This window comes from Bifidobacterium saguini DSM 23967, assembly GCF_000741715.1.
GTDB lineage: Bacteria > Actinomycetota > Actinomycetes > Actinomycetales > Bifidobacteriaceae > Bifidobacterium > Bifidobacterium saguini.
The window spans coordinates 202,573-217,485 of sequence record NZ_JGZN01000006.1 but is presented as its reverse complement, the minus strand read 5'-3'; the positions used below and the strand labels follow the sequence as shown (position 1 = coordinate 217,485).

13 protein-coding genes are annotated in these 14,913 nt (G+C 56.3%); 6 read left to right on the top strand and 7 right to left on the bottom strand.

Features of this window, described 5'->3' with window-relative positions; genetic code table 11:
• The first annotated feature begins 123 nt into the window (after positions 1–123).
• Together BISA_RS04075 and BISA_RS04070 are read left to right on the top strand one after the other, a co-directional pair.
• Positions 124–978 (top strand): ABC transporter ATP-binding protein, encoded by an 855-nt coding sequence (locus BISA_RS04075; RefSeq protein ID WP_033890469.1) that lies wholly within the window; start codon positions 124–126, stop codon positions 976–978.
• A 29-nt stretch (positions 979–1,007) separates the two neighbouring features.
• Complete coding sequence (locus BISA_RS04070) at positions 1,008–1,844, top strand: metal ABC transporter permease (RefSeq protein WP_033890370.1); 837 nt, start codon at positions 1,008–1,010, stop codon at positions 1,842–1,844.
• A 356-nt stretch (positions 1,845–2,200) separates the two neighbouring features.
• On the opposite strand, the gene ispF is transcribed toward BISA_RS04070, so the two are convergent.
• Both ispF and BISA_RS04060 read right to left on the bottom strand, forming a co-directional pair.
• Complete coding sequence (gene ispF, locus BISA_RS04065) at positions 2,201–2,713, bottom strand: 2-C-methyl-D-erythritol 2,4-cyclodiphosphate synthase (RefSeq protein WP_033890468.1); 513 nt, start codon at positions 2,711–2,713, stop codon at positions 2,201–2,203.
• A 142-nt stretch (positions 2,714–2,855) separates the two neighbouring features.
• Positions 2,856–3,449 (bottom strand): CarD family transcriptional regulator, encoded by a 594-nt coding sequence (locus BISA_RS04060; protein WP_033890369.1) that lies wholly within the window; start codon positions 3,447–3,449, stop codon positions 2,856–2,858.
• A 178-nt stretch (positions 3,450–3,627) separates the two neighbouring features.
• Between BISA_RS04060 and glgB the strand changes: the two genes are divergently transcribed.
• The 3 genes from glgB to BISA_RS04045 are packed head-to-tail and all read left to right on the top strand — an operon-like array spanning position 3,628 to position 7,705.
• Complete coding sequence (glgB, locus tag BISA_RS04055; RefSeq protein ID WP_033890368.1) at positions 3,628–5,880, top strand: 1,4-alpha-glucan branching protein GlgB; 2,253 nt, start codon at positions 3,628–3,630, stop codon at positions 5,878–5,880.
• Between the two features lie 32 nt (positions 5,881–5,912).
• Entirely contained in the window at positions 5,913–6,635 is a 723-nt protein-coding gene (locus tag BISA_RS04050) for a response regulator transcription factor (RefSeq protein WP_033890367.1), read from the top strand.
• Positions 6,635–7,705, top strand: a complete 1,071-nt coding sequence (locus BISA_RS04045) for a sensor histidine kinase (RefSeq protein ID WP_033890366.1) — start codon at positions 6,635–6,637, stop codon at positions 7,703–7,705. The genes BISA_RS04050 and BISA_RS04045 overlap by 1 nt, the downstream gene beginning before the upstream one ends.
• On the opposite strand, the gene BISA_RS04040 is transcribed toward BISA_RS04045, so the two are convergent.
• Both BISA_RS04040 and BISA_RS04035 read right to left on the bottom strand, forming a co-directional pair.
• A complete protein-coding gene (locus BISA_RS04040; RefSeq protein ID WP_237746089.1) occupies positions 7,687–8,427 on the bottom strand; it encodes a ComF family protein in 741 nt (246 codons plus the stop codon). The genes BISA_RS04045 and BISA_RS04040 overlap by 19 nt on opposite strands.
• Before the next feature lie 66 nt (positions 8,428–8,493).
• The gene (locus BISA_RS04035) at positions 8,494–9,312 is read right to left on the bottom strand and encodes an HAD-IIB family hydrolase (protein WP_033890365.1); all 819 of its coding nucleotides are present in this window, start codon (positions 9,310–9,312) and stop codon (positions 8,494–8,496) included.
• Positions 9,313–9,398: 86 nt separating this feature from the next.
• Here BISA_RS04035 and BISA_RS04030 point away from each other — a divergent pair, with 86 nt between their 5' ends.
• Positions 9,399–9,827 carry a metallopeptidase family protein gene (locus BISA_RS04030; protein ID WP_081890007.1) on the top strand — a complete coding sequence of 143 codons (429 nt, stop codon included), beginning with the start codon at positions 9,399–9,401 and terminating at the stop codon, positions 9,825–9,827.
• Positions 9,828–9,851: 24 nt separating this feature from the next.
• On the opposite strand, the gene BISA_RS04025 is transcribed toward BISA_RS04030, so the two are convergent.
• The 3 genes from BISA_RS04025 to BISA_RS04015 form a co-directional block, all read right to left on the bottom strand.
• Positions 9,852–11,393: a DUF5719 family protein gene (locus BISA_RS04025; RefSeq protein ID WP_033890363.1), complete on the bottom strand. Its 1,542-nt coding sequence runs from the start codon at positions 11,391–11,393 to the stop codon at positions 9,852–9,854.
• Positions 11,390–14,488 carry a glycosyltransferase family 2 protein gene (locus BISA_RS04020; protein ID WP_033890362.1) on the bottom strand — a complete coding sequence of 1,033 codons (3,099 nt, stop codon included), beginning with the start codon at positions 14,486–14,488 and terminating at the stop codon, positions 11,390–11,392. Before BISA_RS04020 ends, BISA_RS04025 begins: the two co-directional genes overlap by 4 nt.
• A gap of 113 nt (positions 14,489–14,601) precedes the next feature.
• Positions 14,602–14,901 (bottom strand): WhiB family transcriptional regulator, encoded by a 300-nt coding sequence (locus BISA_RS04015; protein ID WP_033890464.1) that lies wholly within the window; start codon positions 14,899–14,901, stop codon positions 14,602–14,604.
• Positions 14,902–14,913 lie beyond the last annotated feature (12 nt).

Below are 14,913 nucleotides of genomic sequence, written 5' to 3'. Positions count from 1 at the left end.
GCACTATAGACAGAAGTTGCCGCACCGCTGGATTATCAGTCCGCCTCAGTCTTACGCAATCTGCCTCACACCCACATCCGCTATTGAGAACGATTGTCAGCATCATTTGCCACAATCGGAGTCATGAACAGCAATTCCGAGTGCATCGTATTTAACGATGCCGCCATCAAACGCGGCGACCACATCATCTGGCAGCATGGCACGTTCACCATTCCCTACGGATCAGTCACAGCCATCGTGGGCACCAACGGCGCGGGCAAAACCACGATGATGAAAGCGGAACTCGGCTTGCTACCGCTGGCACACGGCACCGTGCACGTACTGGGCAAGCCGGCAGGTCAATCAAATCAGCGTATTGGCTACGTACCTCAAAGTTATGTGGCGAATGTGGACTCCAATCTTACCGCCGAGCAATCCGTGCTGTTGGGGCTCACCGGAACCCGCTTTGGCATTCATCCCGTCACTAAAGCCCAACGAGCCAAAGTGCATGAGGCTATGGAATTCACCGGCATCGCCGACAAAGCAAAATACCGGCTTTCCGAACTTTCTGGTGGTTTGCGTCAACGAGTGGCCATCGCACAGGCACTCGTCTGCGACCCCCAGTTGCTCATGCTCGATGAACCGCTCGCCAACCTTGATTTGGCCAGCCAACGTGCCGCCGTGCATGTGCTGGCCCGCCTCAATCAGGAACTGGGCATGACCATTCAAGTGGTGGCGCATGATCTCAATATGCTGCTTCCCATTCTTACCGGCGCGGTATATCTGCTGGATGGTCATCCTCATTACGCGGATATGGGCAAGGTATTGGATTCCGATCTGCTCACCCATCTGTATGGCACACAGGTTCAAGTAGTCACCACTCCGCAGGGCGACATGTTCGTGACCCCGACTCCGGATGAGCCCCGCAACCAGGAGCAGGATATGCATTCCGCCCGTGAGGTGGCGCAAATGCATCACCATAATCACAGCGTCAATTGAATTGATACAGGCAACGGTTTGGATAAGCAATGACTTCTATTGATTTCTCGTTTGATCCAGAGTGGATGAGCACGCTCACCGCCCCATTCATGATGAACGCCTTCATAGCCGGACTGTGCATCGCCCTGGCAGCCGGCGTTATGGGATACTTCACCATCGCCAGGCATTCCACGTTCGCCGCGCATGCGTTGGCCCATGTCGGATTGCCCGGCGCTACCGGCGCGGTTCTGCTCGGACTGCCGGTCTCACTGGGTATGGGAGCGTTCGCTCTTGGCGGCGCGCTGGTGATCGGTGCGCTAGGCAAAAGAGTATCCGAGCGCGAAATAGCCACAGGCACTGTTCTGGCTTTCGCCACTGGTTTGGGCCTGTTCTTCGCCAGACTTTCCAGCTCCGCATCGCAGCAGATGCAGTCCATTCTGTTCGGCTCGATTCTGACCATTACTACTGGTCAGATCATCGGTTTCGCCATTTTTGATGTTCTACTGCTGGCATTGCTTGCCATTATTTACCGTCCGTTGCTATTCAGCTCGCTGGATGAGCAGGTCGCCCAAGCCAAAGGTGTGCCGATTGGATTGATGAATGTGGCATTCATGGCGATTATGGCTGGCGTTATTACCATCGCCGTGCCGGCCGTAGGCACTTTGCTGATTTTCGCACTGGTCATTACACCGGCCGCAGCCGCCAATATTCTTGCAGGCTCGCCGCTGAAAGCCATGATCATCGCCAGCGTGCTGTGCTTGGTTTCCATTTGGGCAGGTTTGGTGCTTTCCGCTATGTTCCCTGCTCCCCCAAGCTTCATCATCGTGACGATTTCCACGCTGTTCTGGGCTATCGCTAAAGGTATGGCCGCGCTGAAAACCCGTTAGCTCCCACCACGCGTCGACTTAGTACAATCAGACTCTCCTAGCGCAAGGATTTCAGGAAGAGAACCCATACTTCCCGAATTTCTTGCACTGAGTCATTCTCAGTGCAAGAAATTCGGGAGAATTTGCTACATCTCCCGAAATCTTTGTACTGAGATACTGTCAGTACAAAGATTTTGGGAAGTGTGGACTATTTTCCGGAATTTCTTGCGCCGACTTGTTCACACACCAATAATGACTATGACTTGGCAATAGCAGCGAGACTTGGAGCCCAACCGTATGGATCAGTCCATACATGTAGCGAAGGCATTCCCCCCCCCCTATTCCCGATGGAGGCCACGTTCGCTTAGGCGCATGAATCAGTCCGTACATGTAACGAGGGCATTGGCAATGGCGGCAATGCCCTCGTCTCGGCCGGTGAATCCCATATGATCCGTTGTGGTGGCCGTGACGGAAACGCGGCACCCTATCGCTTCGGATAAAACGGCTTCGGCTTCAGTACGGCGCGTACCGATTTTCGGGCGATTGCCCACAATCACCACCGATGCCGAAGTGGGTTTATATCCGTGCTGCGCAAGATGACCTACGGTTTCATGGAGCATATCAACGCCATGCATGCCGGCGCCATGAGCATCGGCACCCACGCCGAATAATGAACCGATGTCTCCCAGCCCTGCGGCGGAGAGCAACGCATCGATAAGCGCGTGAGCGGCCACATCGCCATCGGAATCGCCTTCGATGCCCTCAAACCGAGCCGCCACGGTCGAATCGGCATTTTCCGGCACCGGCCAATGAAGACCTGCGACCCACAATGGGCGGCCAGTACCAGCCGGAGCGAAACGGTGAGCATCGAATCCTTGACCAATCATCATGTTGCCGCGAGTCACGAATCCTCCAATATCCTGTGCTATCCAACATACGCATGAGGTTGAGCTCACGAGTCTGAACGCCATGCGTGCGGTAAAGACAGATACAAAAATCCCGGCTCATCATTCCAGATGGCCGGGATTATGCTCACTTCTTCTTGGACTTCTTTTCGGCAGCCACGCGAGCAAGCGTATCCGCCGCAGCCTCTTCCGGCTCCTCGGTGTGATGCTTCTCATCACCCGGCTGAGCGGGTTCGTAGCCAAGGTTCACGTCAAGCAGACGCTGTGCTTCCGGCTCGTCAATCTTCTCAGACAGAGCAATCTCGGATGTGAGAATCGCGCGGGCCTTGGTCAGCATGCGCTTTTCACCGGCAGAAAGACCATGCTCATCCACATCACGCTGAGCGAGGTCTCGAACCACTTCGGCGATCTTGTTCACATCGCCGGTGGCAATCTTTTCCACGTTCAGCTTGTAACGACGAGACCAGTTCATCTCTTTTTCGATGATCGGCGTACGAAGAATCTCGAACACCTTGGCCACTTCGGAACCGGAAACGATGTCTCGCACACCAACCTTCTTGGCGTTATCGACCGGCACGTTAATGACCAGACCATCTGAAGACAGCACGGACAGCTGAAGATATTCGCGCGTCACACCTTTGACCGTCCGTTCGGTGATGGCCTCCACCTTTGCTGCACCATGACGTGGATAGACGACCATATCGCCGACTTGATAAGACATGAATCCTCCGAGAACTGACGGCTCACACACAAAAACTCGAATAATTGTGCCACTTGGCATGGACCGGCCCCAATGAGAACGCTCACATTACCTAAGGCAGGACAAATTTGACAGAAATTCGATATATTTACCGCGTTAATACGGCGTTTTCAACTTCTACACACGTAGACTTTGGGGCATGGATACTGAAAAGCAGATCAAAGAAGATACCATCACCGTGCCTGTTGCTCAGGGCGATCTCGACGCTGTGAGCAACGCCGAATTCTACAACCCCCACGAGGTTCTCGGCGGCCATCTTGGCATCGGCAAGCATGCCGACACCGTGACTATTCGTGTCCTGCGTCCACTCGCTAAAGCCGTTACCGTCATCACTCAGGATGGCGAATACCCGATGCGCCATGAGCACAATGGTGTGTTCGTGACCACCGTGCCGGCAGCGGGCGACGCCAAGAACCCTGCCGTTCCGGATTACCGCGTGCGCACCGAGTGGGAAAGCGGCGAAGTCATTGTTGAGGATGACCCATACCGTTACCTGCCCACCCTTGGCGAAATGGATACCTACCTGTTCGGTGAAGGCCGTCACGAGAAGCTGTGGGAAGCCCTTGGTGCCCATGTGCTGCGTTACGACGACCCGATGGGCAGCGCCAATGGCACCGAAGGCGAGCAGCTGGTCGGCACCGCGTTCTCGGTCTGGGCACCGAATGCTCATGCCGTGCGTGTTGTCGGCGATTTCAACGGTTGGGATGGCCGTCGTCACGCTATGCGTGAGCTTGGCTCCTCCGGTGTATGGGAGATCTTCATTCCGGGCGTCGAAGCCGGCGAACACTATAAGTTCCATATTCTGAATGCCAACTATCAGTGGGAAATGAAGGCTGACCCGATGGAACGTCAGCACGAAGTACCGCCGAACACCGCCTCCATCGTGACCGACTCCCATTACGAGTGGCAGGACGATGCATGGATGGCCCATCGCCGCGCCACCAATCCGGCCAATGGCCCTGTGGCAATCTATGAGGTGCATGCAGGTAGCTGGAAGCAGGGTCTGACCTACCGTGATCTGGCCAAGCAACTCGTGGACTACGTCAAGGAAGAGGGCTACACCCACGTCGAGTTCATGCCGCTCGCCCAGCACCCGTTCTCCGGCTCCTGGGGCTATCAGGTCACCGGCTACTACGCGGTCGACTCCCGCCTCGGCTCCCCCGATGATTTCCGCTACCTTGTGGACCAGCTCCATCAGGCCGGCATCGGCGTAATCATGGACTGGGTGCCCGCCCACTTCCCGAAGGACGCCTTTGCACTCGGCCGCTTCGACGGCACTCCGCTGTATGAGGATCCCGATCCGCTGCGCGGCGAGCACCCGGACTGGGGCACTTACGTGTTCAACTTCGGACGCCGCGAGGTGCGCAACTTCCTCGTGGCCAACGCCCTGTTCTGGCTTGAAGACCTGCACATCGACGCCCTGCGCGTGGATGCCGTCAGCTCGATGCTGTACCTCGACTACAGCCGCGAACCTGGCCAGTGGAGGCCGAACATCTACGGCGGTCGCGAGAATCTGGAAGCCATCGACTTCCTCAAGGAAGCCACGGCAACCGCGTACAAGAACAATCCTGGCATCATGATGATCGCCGAAGAGTCCACCGCATGGCCGGGCATCACCGCACCGACTTCCGCAGGTGGCATCGGCTTCGGTCTGAAGTGGAACATGGGCTGGATGCACGACACCCTCGAATACCTGCACGAGGAGCCCATCAACCGCAAGTGGCATCACGGTGAGATTACCTTCTCTATGGTGTACGCCTACTCCGAGCATTATGTGCTGCCCATCAGCCATGATGAGGTGGTCTACGGTAAGGGCTCCGTCTATGGCAAGATGCCTGGCGACGGCTGGCAGAAGATGGCTGGCGTGCGTTCCCTGTTCGGCTACCAGTGGGCTCACCCGGGCAAGAAGCTCTCCTTCATGGGCAACGAGCTGGCACAGTGGGGCGAATGGAATCACGATGCTTCCATCGATTGGGATTGCCTGAATTGGGAGGAGCATCGCCAGATTCAGAAGTATGTGGCCGATCTCAACGCCTTCTACAAGGCCAACCCAGCTCTGTGGAGCCAGGACTTCGATCCGGCCGGCTTCCAGTGGCTCACCAGCGACGATGCCGATCACAACACGCTGAGTTTCCTGCGCATCGGTTCCAAGGGTGAGACTCTGGCCGTCGTGGTCAACTTCTCCGGTGAGGCTTGGTCCGACTATCAGGTGGCTCTCCCGACCGGCGGTAAGTGGACCGAAGTGTTCACCAGCGACGACGCTAAGTACGGCGGCTCCGATATCCACAACGGTACGGTTGAAGCTGAGGAAGGCGAATACCATTCTCGTCCGTTCTCGGCAAAGATCACCGTTCCGGCTCTTGGAGTTGTATTCTTGAAGCCAGAAGACTGAACTAGTCAACAGGCTGAAAGGTAACTGTTTTTATGCTCAATACCACAGCGCGTCAGAACACTGCGGTGCGTACGGTGTTGGTGGTGGAGGACGAACCTACGCTCGCCACCGCCATCGCCCAGCGCATCACTGCCGAAGGTTGGAGCGCACGCGTATGCGGAGACGGCGCATCGGCCGTGCAGGCGGCTTCTCAGCTCAGGCCTGATCTGGTCATCATGGATATCATGCTGCCGGTGATGGATGGGCTTGAGGCCACCAAGCGCATCGTTGCCGAGCGCCCTGTGCCGGTGCTAATTCTTACCGCCCGAGATGATGAGGCTGATAAGGTCATCGGATTGGGCGCAGGCGCAGACGATTACATGACCAAGCCGTTCTCCATGCGCGAGCTTATCGCCCGCTGCAAGGCGTTGCTGCGCCGTGTGGAACGTGCCAAGGTCATTGCCAAGAACTCCGAGAACGAGAAGATTCTCGATTTCGGCTCTATGGTTATCGATCCGGCTCAACGTATCGTCACGCTCAACGGCAAACAGGTGCATCTGACTCCTACTGAATTCGATTTGCTGGCCACTTTGGCACGCAGGCCGAAATCAGTGCTCACGCGAGAGAAACTGCTTGAAGAGGTATGGGACTGGGTCGACGCTTCCGGCACCCGTACCGTGGATAGCCATGTCAAGGCGCTGCGCCATAAGCTCGGTGCGGATATGATTCGCACCGTGCATGGCGTCGGCTATGCATTCGAGCCTCCTACTGAGTAATGGCCGCAGCAAAGAAACCTACGAAATCCCGGCTTGGCGTTATCGGCGTCAAGCCGGTTGATTTATTCTCCTCCCTCAAGCTGGAACTTAGCGCACTCATTGTGTGCGCCACAGCCATTGCTTTTGCTATGTGCTGGTTCCTGCTTAAATTCGGCTGGTCCGGCTGGATTGCCATGCCGCTGACCTTGGTTGTGGCACTGGGCATCACCTACGTGTTCTCCCGAGGCATTACCGCTCCCCTACGCCAGATGCGCGATGTGGCCGAGGCGATGGCAGACGGCGATTACACCGTGCGCGTCACCATCGACCCGACCCGCCATGATGAAGTGGGGCAATTGGCCCGTTCCTTTAACGAGATGGCGGAAGAGCTCGAGCATGCGGATAAAATGCGGCTCGATATGATTGCCAACGTCAGCCATGAGCTTCGCACGCCTGTTTCGGCATTGCAGGCTATGGTGGAGAACATGGCGGATGGTGTTACGGAACCGACGCCAGCCAATTTGGAAAGCATCCTTACCCAGACTCAGCGTCTTTCCGATCTCATCGCCTTCCTGCTTGATTTGAGCCGTATGGAGGCGGGAGCAGCAAGCCTGAATATCGAACAGTTCAATATGGCTGAGTTCCTTGACGAAACCGTAGAGCCATTGGAGATTACTGATGGCGGCCATGCTCATGATATTCAGATGCATGTGCCCGGCGATATCACAATGGAAGGCGATCAGGACCGACTCAGGCAGCTGTTCACCAATATCATTGCCAATGCGCTCAAGCACTCCCCTGATGGCACTACGGTGCTTATCGAGACTCACGAAGACACGAATAACGGCACTATTGTGACCAACGTGGTGAACTTCGGTTCACAAATCGCCGCAGCGGACCGTTCTGCCATATTCCGTCGCTTCGTCAAGGGAAAGTCCGGCCCCGGTACCGAATCCGGAGGTACTGGCCTGGGATTGTCCATCGCCCGATGGGCCGCCCAGCTTCATGGAGGCAATGTTAAAGTCGTTGACGACGAACGCGGCGCCGACTTTGAAATCACACTGCCCAAATATCATATTTCAGCACTCTGAAGCATATTGGAATGCTGACCAGCTACATCGGCAAGCGCCAATGCGCCAAGCACCTGAGCTCCTGACTGCCTCAATGCTTGCGCGCATTGGCGCAATGTAGATCCCGTTGTAACAATGTCATCAACCAGCACCACCGCTGCACCACGATATGCGGATGGTGCAGTCACATGAATATTTCCACCTATGCGTTGTGCTCGCTGCGCCGATGATATCTGCTGCACGGATCGTCCACCCGATGCACGGCTTTCCAATGCCTGAGTCATCATTGCGGCAATGGATTGCGATTGAAGAGCATTCACTACCGCTTGGGCTAACGGCAACGTATGCCATCGCCCTCGTCTGCGCATGGACGCGCGTGACGATGGCGCGGGAACCACCAATACCGACGTGCATCCGGCAGCAGCACAACGTTGAACAATGCCGCAGCGCAGAGTCAGCGCCTCCATAATCTGGGAGAATACGGCATCAAGTTCCACATCATCGTGATCTTTCCACTCCAAAATCGCATGACGAGCCACTCCCTGATAGATCGCGGCGGACCATACAGGCAAGCCGGCTCCCGCGGTGGCGGATTCTACCTCTAAATCACGCAACCTGCACTGGGCAAATAATCCTAGGCAATCCGCGCATAGTATGTCATCAGGAGCATCGCAGCCTGCACATCCGCGCGGCAACAGTACGTTGAAAGCGGCACGCGCAACTGAGCTCAATGCCGTATGCACCGGAGTGGACCGCGGTGCATCACAATGAAGCGTTGCTCTTGAGGCTCGTGCTCGTGGCATAAGGCATCAGACTACATGCGAGCCAGACACCGCTGGTATACGTTCTAATACCGCGTCCAGAAGCCCTAATGTGTCCTGAGGATTGCGCACAGCCGCTCCCCTGGCTCCAGCCATCACTGCTGGATAATCATTGCCTCCGGGGCTCATGCGATCGCCCACGAACACAATGCGATCAACGTTGATGGACATCACACTGGCGAGTTTACGTACGGCATAAGCCTTATCAATGCCATGTTTGCTCACATCCACGCTGGAATAGCCACCGGTGCGGACTCGCAGATCAGGGAAATCCTGACTGACCAATGCGCATAGCGCCTGCTTTTTGCTGTCGTCAGGATCCCAATGCTGCTTGACTTCCACCGGCGCATACTGGCCCAATGCCGAGAAGGTGATTTGGCTGCCACGGTTCTCGATGCGCGGCCCCCAGACCTGTTCCTCCCACAGTCCGAGCTCTCGGGCGTGCCGCTCCAAACTGGATTCAATGGCTGCAACTGTAGGTTGGTCCAAATCATGCGCGTATATCAAAGTCCATTGATTATCGAGCCAACGGTAGTATCGGGAGCCGGACGTGGGCATTACATGTAGATTGCTTTTCACGGCGTGCTCATTAAGTACATCAAGCACCTGCATGGTGACCACAGCCATGCTGCCACCGGAAATCAACGCCACTGGTATACGCGCCGTCAGTTCGCTGAACCGCGCGATCATCTCCGGTTTCATAGGCTGTTTGGAGCTCGCCAAAGTATTGTCAAGGTCGAATCCGAAGACGCTGGCGTTGGCGCATAGTTCGTCCAAATCAAGTTCACTCCACGACTGCACTGGCATTCGCCGGGTCCTCCTCGCTGACGAGATTGCAACCAATGAACCAATCCTAGCGCATAATGCCTTCGCCTTGGCCTATGGTGGAAATCATGCTTCAGCCACCTTGGAACGCCAGAATCTATCGAAACCGTCATGGCAGGGGTATGCGCACCCCCATGTTCGGCATTCGCATGCCTCGCTATCGCACCCGCACCGGTATGTTCGACGATATGGTGGCGGCGCAAATACGCAGGTTGAATACCGCTTGGCCTGAATTGATCAGGCCGCTGCAGTTCGCCGTGGAAGATGTGCCACCCTCCGATCCCGTGCCGTGGCAATCTGAACCGAATATGACGTCGCAATGTTTCCCCGCCTCGCACGGCATTCCCGCACGCGTGGTGCTGTACCGTCTGCCGATGCAGACCGAAGCACCTACAAAGCTGGAGCTTCAGCTGGCGATACGCGACGAAGTGGTGTCGCGCGTGGCTGAATTGTATGGCCGCAGACCCGAGGAAATCGATCCTGATTGGGGAATGTGAGGCATTCCCCAATCAGCAGGCGCATCAGCGAACGATGGCCTCGTTGCTTCGCGCCCATACATGAGAGGTGACGGGCATCAATGAGGTTGCTGAGATGGCGGACAGCCCAGCGATTTTGCCGTCGCCAAGATTGTCATGCTCAAGCCGTGCTCCCCAGCCCACCGTCTGTGAATCATCTTCCATCGTGAAAATCGTTGCCGCGGTATCACCATCGTTGAAATCCTTGGCGGCGATGGTCTGGGCAGCGTTCGCTCCCAAGGTTATTTCCTTGCTGTTTACCGTCTTGCCATCCGCATCATACGCATTGATTGTCACCGTATGCTCGCTGTTAGACGTGTTCACCACGGAGAGAACAGCCGTAACATCATCCGGCACCACCAGAGCCGAAAGCTTGGTGGGCGATGCCGCATTCATCAGCGCGAAATCAGCCTGATCGGACTCACCGGAACGCGTGGCTTTGACACTGAAGGACAACTTGTCTTCAGAAGTGGACATAACGCCCAAGGCTTCCTTCGGAGCCTTGCCCAAATCAACGACTTCCACTTGTTCGGCGGACACATCAACATCCTTGGCATGAACCAAACCATGTTCGGTAATCCAAGACAGTTCAGTATTGGTATCAGTACGAGAGAACAGGTAAGCGCTGACGGTATCGGAATCGTTGACCGAAGGAACCACGGCAGCATTCGATGCCGAGGAAAGCGGCAGCGCGAAATCCGATCCCTTGGAGGTCAAACCATCCATCACAACCGTGCGCACCACGGCGGCAATCGGGGTCTCCTTGCTGGAAACCACGACATACAAGCCATTCTGATCGGATACCGAAGCTGAAAGATCAATCGAAGATTCGCCTTGTGCCGGCACGGATAGCGAGGATTGCGTAGACAAGGCCAGTTTGCCGCTGCTCGCCGTGCCCCAAATCGACAGATCCACCGCAGTTGGCTTAGTGGAAGGGTTAGCCACAATAAGCTGCTGCGTTGTGCCGGTGGAGGAACCAGAAAGCAAGAAGGACTGCGACAGGGCCGTAGCGATGCATGATGCGGCGGAAACACCCTTCAGATCGCCTTCATCAGCCCATGATGCGATAGCGCCTGCGGTACCTGTGCCCTCGGTTGCCTGCAGCATGCGCGTATCCATCAGTCGTGAACTGTCAAGATCCTGCGAGCCGGTTTTCACATCGGAATCATCGGTGACATCGCTATCCTGCAGGGTTACATCATCGGAACTCGTACCATCCACGAATGCCGAAACCGTGGACGTGTACACGGAGCCGAACGCCGCATACCGCGCTTTGGTACTCAGATTACCCACCGTGGCTTGGAAAGCGCTATCGCCGTAGGTACCGGTATCGGCCAGCTGCATTGGCGCAGGGCAATACATTTCGGATTGCGTCGGGCTCACGGTCTGATCAATGGCATCATCGGTCGCGGCAACGGAATCCACCCAAGATTTCGGCCCCGGCAGGATAAATAATGCAGCCAATGCCGCAATAAGGATGATGGTGGTGATAGTGCCCAGCACAATGTTGGTCACTCGTCTCGAACCAGATGTGATGTGCTTGCTCATGCTTCCTCCTCCAGTCCGGCCGACAGCTTCCTACGCGGTACCGCCACCAGGCAGTAGAAGACCATGATGACCGCAAGACAGGTCAGCCATGCGTATCGCCATCCGCTGCGCTGAGTGCGCTGCTGCCATGAAGTATCCACGTTCTGATCGTTGACGTTCTGCAAAGTCAAGCGGAAATAGCTACCGTCATCCGTAGCCACCAAAGATTGCGTGCCATTGGAAGCCGCGATATTGGCGCTCAACTGCTCATAAGGTGAAGAGGCTTCGCTTGCCTGACCATTGGCAACCACATAGATGCCGCCGAATCCAAGCTCGCTGATAGTGGCGATGGCTTGCTCATCCGGATTGGACAGCAGCGTCGCGCAGGCTTCAGCAAGTTTCATATCGACATCATCATGCTTGCCATCCAGCAGACGAGCGCGCGCAATCGGCGAACTATCGATCAAATCGCCTCGGGAAGTGCGCATCACCGAATAATCGACTGCCGTGCGAGTTTCAGCACTGATGGCAAGTACGCGATGGTCAGCGCCGGATTGCAGATAATCAGTGGTCACCATCGGCAGACCGGCATTGGAAACACCCAGTCCCTCATCCTGGTAACGAACAACGCCATACCAGCATTGCACAGCCACGCATGCGGACAACACCACCGCAAGCGCCACACGGCCCACGGAAATCATGCGCTGATTGCCAGCCGCCTGCGCATCGGATTCAACATCCGATGCCGAAACATGCAATGGATTGAATCGCTTGACCGCACCACCGGCAACCAGACAGGTGCAGGAGAGGAATCCAAGAATCATCAGGAGATTGCCCGGCTGGGCGGAACCTGCGATAACACCATCGGAGTCCACGGCGATAGCCACACGACTGGAGACTAAGGACAGTGCGCCGCCGCATACAATGAGCACCCACATCAGTCGAGAAGCTCGCAAAGCAAACGGCAACACCAATGAGACAATGGCCAGCAGCGTAATCAACGCGAACAATACCGCCAACGCCACATCAACAGCATGACCGGACATGGGGTCCCAGCCCAATGCGCGTTGAGCGGCATCAAACAGGCTCAGCGCCGCAGGAGATCCATTCATCGCGCTGGAAGGTTGCATGATATCGCCGAAGATCTGGCGCCATGCCCCTTCTTGTGCATATCGAATCGAATTGACGAGCGTTGGGGCTACGGCGAAAGCGGCCGGTACAGGAATCAACAGCAATGCCGAACGCTTGCGCTTCACGAACATCAGGAATGCGAGGAATGCCACGATCAGCGCCAATAACAATTGGGGCTCGGAGGCCACAACCGGCACGAAGCACAATGAGGCGATGGCGGCAGCCTGCACCGAGGGACGAGGCTTCAGCGGATCCTCCGTATGGTACATGCCCACGGCGCGGAATACGAAGGCAAAAGCGGCCGGCAGGAACACCAGCACCGTCAGCATGGGCAGATCGGCCTGCGCATACCATCCGAACATCACGCCGGTGGAAGCCCACAGCAGACCGCCTAGAATGCGCACCGCATTGGAACGGGTAAAAATACCAGCCAAAGCCCAGAAAGACAGCGCGCTCAATGGCGCGGATGCAAACAACATGAGCGCCAATGCCGCACTGACATGACCGAAAGTCACCACGCTGGCCAGCAACAGTACAAGCAGCCACGGCGTAGGCGGTGCCGGAACACCGGTACCGGAGCCGAATACCCATAACGTTGTGGCGGATTGCGCCAGCTGTTTGAAGCTTGCACCGGTCGGCAGCAATCGATTCGAGTACAGGGAACCGCCCGAGAATACGTCTTTGAACACTGACCAGTACATCAGCATCACTGCAAGGAAACAGAACAATGCCATGCAGCAGGCGGCAATCCAACGGCGTACCAGGCGTGCGCGTAGATGCGCGCGCTCCAGAGGGCTCAGCAATACAAGGTTCCGCTGAGCTTGGAATGCATCACGCCGATCATGGAACTGTTTGATTTGGCGACGATCCGCAGTGAGCACCTGCAATGAGGACATGCCGACTTTGCTTTGGCGAGCCACCAGTCGCCTTGAACGAATAGCTCCCGGTATTGATGTCAGCGCGAGCCACGGCAAGCACAATTGCACCAGCGCCTGATACGGCTGTTTGCGGAAGAGCAAGGCGATGGTCACGCCAAAGCTACGAACCAAACGCCATAGCCATACCAGAATCCATGTGGACATATGCACATCAGTGTAGAAGTAACGCTGCTGAGTCCGGGCAACGGTCATTGCCGCGGATTTGGTGTGCTCATGGTCCAGAGGCTCGCCGTTGCGATTGCGCACGCCCTCGTAACGGGCGCGGCGGTGCGAAATCTCCGCCTTCGGCACCACCACCACTCGGCCACCGCTCAAGCACACACGACGGCAGAAATCCACGGATTCGCTATATGTGGTGAACCATGAATTGATCTTCAGCCGTTTGAATTCATCAAACGAAACGAGTGCGCCAGCCAAGGAAACCGCGAATACATCCTGACGGCCATCATATTGTTCCTGATCGGGTTCGCCATCCACCACCAGCGAGTGCACGGCATGAGAACCGGCATACATGCCGACGTCATGAAGCTGGGTGCCTTCCCAATCGCATTGCTTGCAGCCCAGCACACTGGCACCGGGCGCGTTGCGCCATGCTTCAAGCAGGTGCTCCAGACAGTATGCATCGGATGGGCGTGAATCATCGTGCAGCAACCACAAGGCACGAGTTGAACCGTTAAGATCGGCTTTGGTCAAGGCTTTCGCTACTGCGTCGCCGAACGAGCGGGCTCCCTTGGCGCGCACGATCTGGATGCTGACTTGTTTGGCCTGTGGCATTTGCAATACCGGGCCGGACGGTGAGGGAATGACCTCGAATGATGTCTTTAATGATTGAGTGGTGCTGCCAGTAGCATCGGCAATAACGATGACACCCGGTAGCACACTTTGCGTCAACAACGAGTGCAACGTGGCTTCAAGGAACCGGGTATCGTCTTCAACGGTCACCACGGCCACAATTCCGGCATCCACGTCCTGCCTGTGCGTGTACGGACGCGCAGCCATTGCATTGGCCAAAGCATTATGGATATCGTTATTCGCTGTTGAACTCATAAACTCCCAGTGTACGCATGAACCTTGAAAGGGCTGTGCATGCGCGCATACTTCACGCAGACTGTTTGCTTAGCGAGCCATGTCACTCATTCGGCAAGCGCACCATGCCTGCATCATGCCTGCTCGCGGTGCTCTTTCTTATAGCGGCGGCGTTCACGCTCGCTCATACCGCCCCATATGCCGAATCGTTCATCGTGATCGATGGCCCACTTCAAGCATTGTTCACGCACCTCGCATTTGGCGCATACCCGCTTTGCGTCGCGGGTAGAGCCGCCTTTTTCCGGGAAAAAGGCTTCGGGGTCGGTCTGCGCGCACAATGCCTTGTGCTGCCATGACACATCGCCATCCGGCTTGAACAGTCCCCATAATTCATTCAATGGCTCTTCGGCGGAATCGTCGATCACACCCCACATGCGATCCTCCTT

What these genes read in the sequence shown, in the direction of transcription:
- BISA_RS04075 (WP_033890469.1), top strand. Translation starts at nt 124, where the DNA reads ATGAACAGCAATTCCGAGTGCATCGTATTTAACGATGCCGCCATCAAA.
- BISA_RS04070 (WP_033890370.1), top strand. Translation starts at nt 1,008, where the DNA reads ATGACTTCTATTGATTTCTCGTTTGATCCAGAGTGGATGAGCACGCTC.
- ispF (WP_033890468.1), bottom strand. Translation starts at nt 2,713, where the DNA reads ATGATGATTGGTCAAGGATTCGATGCTCACCGTTTCGCTCCGGCTGGT.
- BISA_RS04060 (WP_033890369.1), bottom strand. Translation starts at nt 3,449, where the DNA reads ATGTCTTATCAAGTCGGCGATATGGTCGTCTATCCACGTCATGGTGCA.
- glgB (WP_033890368.1), top strand. Translation starts at nt 3,628, where the DNA reads ATGGATACTGAAAAGCAGATCAAAGAAGATACCATCACCGTGCCTGTT.
- BISA_RS04050 (WP_033890367.1), top strand. Translation starts at nt 5,913, where the DNA reads ATGCTCAATACCACAGCGCGTCAGAACACTGCGGTGCGTACGGTGTTG.
- BISA_RS04045 (WP_033890366.1), top strand. Translation starts at nt 6,635, where the DNA reads ATGGCCGCAGCAAAGAAACCTACGAAATCCCGGCTTGGCGTTATCGGC.
- BISA_RS04035 (WP_033890365.1), bottom strand. Translation starts at nt 9,312, where the DNA reads ATGCCAGTGCAGTCGTGGAGTGAACTTGATTTGGACGAACTATGCGCC.
- BISA_RS04030 (WP_081890007.1), top strand. Translation starts at nt 9,399, where the DNA reads ATGCTTCAGCCACCTTGGAACGCCAGAATCTATCGAAACCGTCATGGC.
- BISA_RS04025 (WP_033890363.1), bottom strand. Translation starts at nt 11,393, where the DNA reads ATGAGCAAGCACATCACATCTGGTTCGAGACGAGTGACCAACATTGTG.
- BISA_RS04020 (WP_033890362.1), bottom strand. Translation starts at nt 14,488, where the DNA reads ATGAGTTCAACAGCGAATAACGATATCCATAATGCTTTGGCCAATGCA.
- BISA_RS04015 (WP_033890464.1), bottom strand. Translation starts at nt 14,901, where the DNA reads ATGTGGGGTGTGATCGACGATTCCGCCGAAGAGCCATTGAATGAATTA.